Source organism: uncultured Nevskia sp., from assembly GCF_903885465.1.
In the GTDB taxonomy this organism is placed as follows: Bacteria; Pseudomonadota; Gammaproteobacteria; order Nevskiales; family Nevskiaceae; genus Nevskia.
The window spans coordinates 1-7466 of sequence record NZ_CAISIQ010000168.1; the positions used below are offsets into that span (position 1 = coordinate 1).

The 7466-nt window shown below is 63.8% G+C and carries 9 protein-coding genes; 6 read left to right on the top strand and 3 right to left on the bottom strand.

The features are described from left to right. The first annotated feature begins 11 nt into the window (after nucleotides 1-11). From QZY06_RS22150 to QZY06_RS06320, 3 genes are read left to right on the top strand one after another with little or no spacing between them, the layout of a single operon-like run. Nucleotides 12-176 (top strand): Rieske 2Fe-2S domain-containing protein, encoded by a 165-nt coding sequence (locus QZY06_RS22150; protein WP_367275577.1) that lies wholly within the window; start codon nucleotides 12-14, stop codon nucleotides 174-176. Nucleotides 177-198: 22 nt separating this feature from the next. Further along, nucleotides 199-1053 (top strand): alpha/beta fold hydrolase, encoded by an 855-nt coding sequence (locus QZY06_RS06315; RefSeq protein WP_295681709.1) that lies wholly within the window; start codon nucleotides 199-201, stop codon nucleotides 1051-1053. 57 nt (nucleotides 1054-1110) lie between these two features. Next, complete coding sequence (locus QZY06_RS06320) at nucleotides 1111-1623, top strand: CinA family protein (RefSeq protein WP_295681711.1); 513 nt, start codon at nucleotides 1111-1113, stop codon at nucleotides 1621-1623. Between the two features lie 49 nt (nucleotides 1624-1672). Here the strand turns inward: QZY06_RS06320 and QZY06_RS06325 are convergent, their stop codons facing one another. Further along, nucleotides 1673-2305, bottom strand: a complete 633-nt coding sequence (locus tag QZY06_RS06325; protein WP_295681713.1) for a glutathione S-transferase family protein — start codon at nucleotides 2303-2305, stop codon at nucleotides 1673-1675. A gap of 125 nt (nucleotides 2306-2430) precedes the next feature. Further along, entirely contained in the window at nucleotides 2431-3324 is an 894-nt protein-coding gene (locus QZY06_RS06330; RefSeq protein WP_295681714.1) for an SDR family oxidoreductase, read from the bottom strand. A gap of 136 nt (nucleotides 3325-3460) precedes the next feature. On the opposite strand from QZY06_RS06330, the gene QZY06_RS06335 reads away from it, so the two are divergent. Both QZY06_RS06335 and QZY06_RS06340 read left to right on the top strand, forming a co-directional pair. Beyond that, the gene (locus QZY06_RS06335; RefSeq protein WP_295681717.1) at nucleotides 3461-4159 is read left to right on the top strand and encodes a TetR/AcrR family transcriptional regulator; all 699 of its coding nucleotides are present in this window, start codon (nucleotides 3461-3463) and stop codon (nucleotides 4157-4159) included. Between the two features lie 102 nt (nucleotides 4160-4261). After that, a complete protein-coding gene (locus QZY06_RS06340) occupies nucleotides 4262-4915 on the top strand; it encodes a TetR/AcrR family transcriptional regulator (protein WP_295681719.1) in 654 nt (217 codons plus the stop codon). A gap of 78 nt (nucleotides 4916-4993) precedes the next feature. Here QZY06_RS06340 and QZY06_RS06345 read toward each other — a convergent pair whose 3' ends face one another. Next, complete coding sequence (locus QZY06_RS06345; protein WP_295681722.1) at nucleotides 4994-6115, bottom strand: alkane 1-monooxygenase; 1122 nt, start codon at nucleotides 6113-6115, stop codon at nucleotides 4994-4996. A gap of 308 nt (nucleotides 6116-6423) precedes the next feature. On the opposite strand from QZY06_RS06345, the gene QZY06_RS06350 reads away from it, so the two are divergent. Beyond that, on the top strand, nucleotides 6424-7398 hold the full coding sequence (locus QZY06_RS06350; protein ID WP_295681725.1) for a nitronate monooxygenase family protein: 975 nt from the start codon (nucleotides 6424-6426) through the stop codon (nucleotides 7396-7398). The last annotated feature ends 68 nt before the right edge of the window (nucleotides 7399-7466 follow it).

Sequence of the window (7466 nt, forward strand, 5' to 3'; positions counted from 1 at the left end):
AAGATTTTCCGCTGACCGAAGGCGTCATCGAAGGCGCTGAGATCGAATGCCCGCTGCACGGTGCGCGCTATTGCCTGAAGACCGGCAAGGTCCGGGCGGTGCCGGCGATCTGTTCGATTCGCGTCTACCCCGTGCACGTCGTCGGTAACGACGTATTGATCGAACTGCCAGTCTGAATCCCACACTTGCGAGAACGCCATGACTGCACTGACCGAAGCCGGTACCAGCCGCTACGCCGATGTCGACGGCCTGCGCCTGCATTACAACGAAGCTGGCCCGAGCACCGGCCCGGCGGTGATCCTGCTGCACGGCGGTGGTCCCGGTGCCGGCGGCTGGAGCAACTTCCATCGCAACATCGATGCTTTCGTCGCCGCCGGCTTTCGCACCCTGCTGCTCGACTGTCCGGGCTTCAACAAATCGGGGCCGATCGTGTCGGCCGATCCGCGCGGCCTGATCAATGCCCGCGCCGTGAACGGCCTGATGGACGTGCTCGGCATCGAGCGCGCTCATCTGATCGGCAACTCGATGGGCGGCTTGAGCGCGCTGACGTTCGCACTGGAATATCCGCAGCGCCTCGACCGGATGATCCTGATGGGGGCTGCGGGCCTGGGCCAGAGTCTGTTCCAGCCGAGCCCGCAGGAAGGCATCAAGCTGCTGATGAAGCTGTACCGGCAGCCGACGATGGACAACCTGCAGGCGATGCTCAACGTGTTTGTCTTCGACCCCAGCGTGCTGACACCGGAGCTGGTCCAGAGCCGCCTCGACGGCATGCAGCGCAGTGCCGAGCACCTGGCGAACTTCGTCAAGAGCAACGAGATGAACCCGCGCGCGCTGTTTGTCGACCTCACACCGCGGCTACCGGAAATCAAGGCGAAGACCCTGGTGATCTGGGGTCGCGATGATCGCTTCGTGCCGCTCGACAACGGCATCAAGGCGGTCTGGGGAATTCCCGATGCCGACCTTGTGGTCTTCGGCCGCTGCGGCCACTGGGCGCAGTGGGAACACGCCGACAAGTTCAATGCGCTGGCCATCGACTTCCTCCGGCGGGCATGAAGCGGCGCCGGCGTTCTGTCAGGCTTGAGTCTTCCAGACCTCAAGGAACGTCCACACATGCATGACCTGTTGCAGATGGGCAGCCGCGCTGGCGAGCTGCTGAAAGCGCGTGACGAGAAAATCGCGATTGGCGAAACCTCGGCCGGTGGTCTGATCTCGGCGAGCCTGCTGGCAGTGCCCGGCGCTTCGACCTATTTCGCCGGTGGCGCGATCACCTATTCGCTGCGCGCCATTCGTGGCCTCGCCGGCATCTCGATGGAAGACATGCAGGCGCGCGGCATCCGCTCCAGCTCCGAGCCTTACGCCCAGTGGCTGGCCGAAGCGGTGCGCGCCAAGCATGGCGAACGGGTGTTGTGGGGACTGTCAGAAACCGGTGCCGCCGGGCCGGATGGCAATCGCTATGGCGATCCGGCCGGTCATACCTGTATCGCCGTCGTCGGGCCGGTGAATCTGGTGCGGACCATCCGCACCGGCAGTGGCGATCGGGTTGCGAACATGTGGGCATTCGCCGAAGCCGCGCTGGCGTTGCTGGTGGAGGCGCTGGAAGCAGCGCCGTCTCAAGTCGCCTGAATCGGGACGTCATGCCGGTGCCTGCACCGGCATGACGTGAAGCAGATCCTCAGGCCGCGCAGAGCTTGTTGGCTTTCTGCCAGGCCGGTCTTGATTCGAGACGAGCGAGGTAATCGCCAAGCAGCGGGTAGTCGGCCATCGGCGCGCGGCTGGGGATCGGCAGTGCGGTGCCGGCCGCCATCGCCAAGGTGTAATAGACAATCACGTCAGCCGCCGTGAAGCTGTCGCCAGCGATGTAGGCGTGCTTGCCCAAGGTGCGTTCGACATGGCCGAACATGGTCGTGTACTCGCCCATTGCGAAGCCGAGCAGGCCGGCAGCATCGGACTGGGTCATCGTCGACAGCACGTCGATCAGCACCGGATACATCAGCGTCGATTCCGAAGACGCCATCCAGTACGCGTAGTCGAGCCTTGCCGGCGTGCCGGCCGAAGGACGCAGACGGCCCTGACCGTACTGGTCGATCAGGTAGTCGCAGATCACCGACGATTCGGAGACGACCACGCCTTGATCCTCGATCACCGGCGCCTTGGCCAGCGGGGTGATCGCGCGCAGCGAATCGGGTGCGCGGAAGGTCTGCGGATTGCGTAGATGACGGACCAGTTCGTAAGGGATTTCGAGCTCTTCGGCGAGCCAGACGATGCGGTCGGAACGGGATGCGACGAGGTGATGAATCTTCAGCATTGAGGGCTCCTCCAGCGAAAAAAAACCGCTCTCTGTGGAGCGGTGATGAGATTGCACTTCGAGGGCATCTTAGAGGGCTGGCCCGAGGACACGCCAGACCGGGCGCGTCCTCGGGCAGAGCGGCCTCAGACGCTGCGCTGTGCCTTGCTGGCGTTGGTCGCGGCGATGCCGGCTTCCTTGATGCGCGCCCAGGCAGCATCGTCGAGCTTGTTCAGGCCGGCGAAGGTCGACGGCGCGGCGAGGTGATGGCCGCCGTCGATGCAGATGGTTTCGCCGGTGATGTAGTCGGCGCCATCGCTCATCAGCAGGGTCATCAGGTTGCCGAGTTCCTCGATCTTGCCGTAGCGGCCGGCCGGTACTTCATCGGCCTGGGTGGCGCCGACGGCGGCATCGCCGGTCGGGCTGAGCATCTGCCAGGCGTATTCGGTGGGGAACGGGCCGGGCGCGACGGCGTTCAGGCGGATGCCGTACTTGGCCCATTCGACGGCCAGCGACATGGTCATCGCGTTGATCGCGGCCTTGGCCATCGCCGACGGCACGACATAGGCCGAGCCGGTCCAGATCCAGGTCACCAGGGTCGACACCACCGAGCCTGGCAGGCCGAGCGCGATCCAGCGCTTGCAGACGGCGTGGGTGGTGAAGAAGCCGCCATTCATCACCGTCGAGGTGATCGCCTCGAAGCCGCGCGGCGACAGATCCTTTGTCGGTGCGATGAAGTTGGCGGCGGCGTTGTTGACCAGGCCGGTCAGCGGGCCGAACTTGTCGAAGATCTCGCCGACGGCGGCATCGACCAGTTCCGCCTTGCGGATGTCGACGGTCTGCACGAAGGCGCGCGGCGCCGGGTAGTCGGCGTTGATCTCGGCGGCTGCGGCTTCCAGCACGTCGATGCGGCGGCCCCAGAGGTGGACGTTGGCGCCCAGGCTGGCGAAGTGTTTCGCCATGCCCTTGCCGAGGCCGGTGCCACCACCGGTGACGAGAATGCGTTTGCCGGCCAGTGCATCGGAAGCGTAGAGCGCCATCGGTTTTTCCCTTGAGTGGAAGTGAAGCGACGAAAAAAAGGTACGGTACCATACGATATGAGCGGCGGTGCTTCAATATCCTGGTGCGCGGCGTGTCGGACAGCGGCCTTCACGTGCGATGTCGCATCATGTGCCGATGAAGAACAAAGCTGCCGTCAGCAGCCCCGATCTGCCCGTCATCACCGAGCCGCCCAAGGCTGCCGCAAGGCGGGTCGCTCGCACCCGTGGCCGGCCCACCCGGGAAGAAGGCGAGGTGCTGCGCAAGAGCATTCTCGATGCCGCGCTGCAGGTGTTCATCGCCCGTGGTCTGAAGGCGGCGAGCATGGAAGGCATCGCTCGCGAGGCCGGCGTGGCGAAGATCACGCTGTACCGTCACTACGAGACCAAGGAGCAATTGTTCGTCGAAGTGGCGCGCCGCGCGCAGCTGTCGGTACGGGCGCGGCTCGGCACCGTCGCCAATGACGACGTGCCGCTGGAAACGGCACTGCGGGCGATCATCACCAAGCTTTACGACGGCTACACACACCCTGACTATCTCGCCGTGATGCGCATGGTGATTGCCGAGGCCGGCCGCTTCCCGAAGCTGGGCCGGGCGATGCTCGAAGACTCTCAGCATATTTCCGAGCCGCTGGTCGCCTACCTGCAGGCACTCAAGGACAAGGGGCTGGTCGATATCGATTCGCCTTACGACGCCGCCGTGCAGATTTCCGGCATGGCCAGCGGGGCGGGGCGCTACGTGCTGCTGACGCCGTCGCGCCATCCGGCCAGCCGCAAGCGCTGGGTGGAGTCGCTGGTGAGCTTGTTCGTGAAGGCCTGGCGTATGCCAAAGCCTTGATTGGGCTCTGATCGGCCGATAAGTCCGCCGGCCCGGATAGAATGAGGGCACGGCTTCTGCGTCAACGAAGAAGCTCCTCCTGAAGCTCTGCCCGGATTCCGAATGCTGACGACGATTGGCCCCCGACCGACCCGACGTACCCGCAGCAAGCATGGCGGCAAGAAGCCGACCATCGAGGAGCGTCTGCTGGCGGCGATGGAGCGGATGCTCGAACAGGGGCAGCGTTTCGTGACGCTGTCGGTCGAGGAACTGGCGGTGGAAGCGGGGATGTCGCGCGGCACCTTCTATTCGCACTTCCGTGACAAGAACGAGCTGATCGCGCGGCTGATGAGCCTGATCACCGACGAGATCGTCGACAGCGCCGGCAGCTGGCTGGGCACCGGCCCCGGCGGGGAACGGCCACTGCGCCAGGACATGGAAGCGACGATGATCGGCGTCAGTAAGACGTTCCGGAAACATCACGCGATCCTGTCGGCGTTCAACGACAGTGCCCGCAACGACGAAGCGCTGGGCATTCAGTATCTGAAGATGATGGACACCATCTGCGGCCGATGCCGGGCCGCCATCGCCGCCGTCAACCGCAGCGGCGCCTGCCGTCCGGAAACTGGCGATGACGTGGCCGATGCGCTGTCCTGGTTCGTGGTCACCTATCTCGGCCGCTTCAGCGCGATTCGCCATGGGGAAGACCTTGATCGTCTGATCAAGGCAGTGGCCCACGTCAGCGCCTGCGCGATCTTTGCCGACGAGAAATCCTGAGTCGCGGCAGCCAACAAGCGGACATGAAAAAGGCGGCGTCATCTTTCGATGACGCCGCCTTTTTACTGCGGGTCTGATTTAGACGCCGACGGTCATGGCCTTGCCGACCACGGCACCGGACTCATGCTGCCAATCCGGCCAGCCTGCGGCTTCGTTCTGCTTGGCAGCGAGGACGCGTTCTTCGGCGGTGGCGAATTCCAGATCCCAGCGCTTCAGCGCCGGCTTGATGATCACTTCGTGCCACAGCGGCGGAATCAGTGCCGACAGGAAGCAGACGAACACGCTCGGCATCGGAATCGCTTCCTTGTGCGGCACCAGCTTGTAGTAGACCTGGTACGAGTTCAGATGGTGATCGGCATGGTTGGTGATCTCGAAGGCCATGCAGCGCGAGAACCAGCCCAGGTGATTCCACAGATGACGGCGACCGATCGGCGCGCCTTTCAGGCGAACCACACCGTAGTGCTGGAAGTAGTTGAACGATTCAACCCAGAAGCGGGCGAGGACCTGGCCACCGAGGGCGACGAGGTTGGCCACCGGGCCACCGATCAGGAAGATGATCACGTGGAAGATCGCCAGCGCCAGCAGAGCCCGGTAGACGCGGTGGCTGATGTGGAACGGCGACTTGCCCTTCTTCTTCAGCGCACCGGCTTCCATCTTCATCGCATACATGGTGCTTTCGACGAAAGCGCCCCAGGTGAACGAGTAGAGATCAGTGCCGCGGGCAGCGGTATCACCGTCATCCGGCGTGGCGACGTCGATGTGATGACCGACGACATGACCGATGTCACGGGTGCAGTCGAGGATACAAAGATGCGAGTAGCGGCCAACCGTACGCGGCAGGGCGCCACGCATGTGGTAAAGCTCGTGAGCGGCCGGCACCAGCGGGATCACGCCCATCCAGGCCAGGCTGAGACCGGCGCCAACCAGCTGCGCGGTGCTCAGGTCGCCCTGGCCAATGCGCCAGGCAGCCATGAAGTACAGGCACACCGGGCCGACGGCGCAGAGCCAGATCGGGATGTTCGCCAGCGTGGCGTTATTCATCTTGCGGACGCTGTAATCACGTCCGGCAATCGTGTCCAGCACTGCCAGTACCGGGAATGAGAGGATGCCGATCCAGACGTAGTCGCCACCGGCATAGAAGCCGTAGTAGGCCAGCGCAACAACCAGCACAGGAATCCAGTACTTCAGATAGTCATTCATGATCGCCTCCTCAGGCACCGTTGGATCGCAATTCCGAAGTCTGTGACCCTGTTTCGGTTCGCGAGATTCGGAGTTCAGCATGTGGGTAGAACTTAGTGCGTAACAAAATTGAACACACTGTTCAGTTGTGACTCTACCAGAATGCTCTCCGACACTGTCAAGTACCAGCCCGGAAATGCGACGAACGGTCACGGCAGCGATTCTAATCCTGCGCCCATGGTCAGCGGCATTTGTTACGCCTCCGGACTTTTCGGTTGCCCGCGCAGCGCCTAGATTGCGCCACGCACCTCAACCGGAAGCCTGTCCCGATGACACTAGCCGCTCCCAGCATTGCCGAACGCCTGCGCCGTGACCTGAAGCTGCCGGTGATCGTGGCACCGATGTTTCTGGTGTCGACCACGAAGCTGCTGCTGGAATCCTGCAAGGCGGGGCTGATCGGTTCGCTGCCGACCCAGAACGCACGCACCACAGTACAGCTGCGCGAATGGTTCGACGAGATTCGTGACGAGCTGGCCGCGTTCCGCGCCGCCGGCGGCAAACCGGGCGGCTGGGCGGCGAGCGTGCTGGTGCACAACAGCTATGACCGCTTCCCGGAAGAGCTGGAGATGCTCCAGGAATACCAGCCGGATATCGTCGTCACTGCGCTCGGCAGCCCGAAGCGCGTGCTGAAGGAAGTGCACAGTTATGGCGGCGCCGTGTTCGCCGATGTGATGTCGCTGGAACACGCGCGCAAGGCTGCCGATGCGGGTGCCGATGGCCTGGTACTGGTCTGCCACGGCGCTGGCGGCCACACCGGCGCCAACAGCCCGTTCGCGTTCGTTTCCGAAGTACGGCGCTTCTTCAAGGGCACGATCGTGGTCGGCGGTGCGATCTCCGATGGCCGGGGCGTGCTGGCTGCGGAAGTGCTTGGCGCTGATCTCGTCTACATGGGCACCCGTTTCATCGCCTGCCCGGAAACCATGATCAACGACGACTACCGCCGGATGATGATCGACGCCCGCATGGACGGCGTGGTCGCCACTAAGTCGGTAACCGGCGTGCAGTGCAGCTGGCTCAAGGAAAGCCTGATCGCCGCCGGCTTCGACGACAGCCGGATCGCCTCGACCGCGAAGATCGACTTCAGCGATGTCCACGGTGAGCTCAAGCCCTGGAAGAACATCTTTGGCGCCGGGCAGGGCGTCGGCCAGGTCGACAGCGCGGCGACCACCGCTGAAGTGGCCGCCCAACTGATCGGCGAGTACCGCGAGGTCAGCGCCGAGTTCGTGGCCCGCGCACGGGCCTGAGATTGCCGGCAGCAGCCGCCCAGAATTCCTTTCGACTTTCCCGGAGTAACCCATGCTCAAGCAACGCG